2 protein-coding genes are annotated in these 1095 nt (G+C 65.5%); one reads left to right on the forward strand and one right to left on the reverse strand.

Annotation, left to right across the window (positions count from 1 at the left end; all coding sequences use genetic code 11):
- The coding region (locus HP546_RS30535) for a YMGG-like glycine zipper-containing protein (RefSeq protein ID WP_172233694.1) at positions 1-408 on the forward strand (408 nt) is incomplete at its 5' end.
- A 42-nt stretch (positions 409-450) separates the two neighbouring features.
- On the opposite strand, the gene HP546_RS30540 is transcribed toward HP546_RS30535, so the two are convergent.
- The coding region (locus tag HP546_RS30540; RefSeq protein WP_172233697.1) for a LysR substrate-binding domain-containing protein at positions 451-1095 on the reverse strand (645 nt) is incomplete at its 5' end.

The following is a 1095-nucleotide window of genomic DNA, read 5'->3' on the forward strand; positions in this document are numbered from 1 at the left end:
TCGGTGGTGCCGCTCAAAGGCCAGAGCAGCCAGCAGACGCAACTGGATATCAACGATTGCAATACCGTCGCCACCAACGCTGCGAACAGTACGGCGGCGTCTGGCGGTGCCCATGTCGGTGGCCGGGTGCGAGGCGCGACCGCAGGTGCGGTCGCGGGTGCAGCGGGCGCGCAGGTGCGCGGTAATCAGCATGAAGAACTGTATGACCGGGCCAGCGATGATGCCAAGCAGCAGTACCGGCAGAACCGCGCCGGGGAAGTGGCCACCGCCGGCGCCGCAGTGGGTGGCATGCGCCAGCGCCAGGAGCGTCGTCAAGACCGTCGCGGCCAGGACGAAGCGAAGACCCAGGCCCATGCCAGTGCCTACAGTGGCTGCCTGCAAGGACGCGGTTATCAGGTCAACCCCTGAGCCGTCGGCACGCCATGGCGCAGCCTGCATGGCGTGCCGCTTTCAGAACTTTGCCAGTTCTTCCCGGCAGAACTCGACGAACAACTGGGCCGGCTTGGTCAGTTGCACGCGCTTCAAGCGCGCTGCTGCCAGCCCCGACAACGCCACCGGCTCGGCAATGTCGAGCACCGCCAGGCGCTGGCCATCGTAGGTGTACTCGGAATGCGGGCGGGTCACCAGCAGCGAAAAACCAAAGCCCTGCCCGACCATGCCACGCACCATCTCGATGGACGGCGAACTGAAGACAATGTTCGGCGTCAGCCCCATTTCGTTGAACAGGCTGACGAAGTAGGTGCGGCTGGGGGCCACATCCAGCAGGATCATCGGCTCGGGGCACAGGTCGCGCAACGATACCTGGGCCTGGCCGGCAAAACGGTGGTGCTCAGGCAGCAGCACGTAGGGTTTCTGCGGCGGCATCAACGGCTCGGCCTCGATGGTGCCGTCCAGGTCATGATCGTAGAGAAACGCCAGGTCGAAGGTGCCGGCGGTCAGGCCCTGGATCAGCTCCTGCTGCTCGCCATCGCGCAGGCGGATATCCACCCCCGGATAGCGCTGTCGAAAGCCGGCGATCAGGCGCGGCAGGTACAGCGGTGCCACGGTTTCGAAACAGCCGATGTCGATGTGCCCGGCCACGGTGTCGTTGTCGGC

This window comes from Pseudomonas sp. CM25 (assembly GCF_013179705.1).
Classification (GTDB): domain Bacteria; phylum Pseudomonadota; class Gammaproteobacteria; order Pseudomonadales; family Pseudomonadaceae; genus Aquipseudomonas.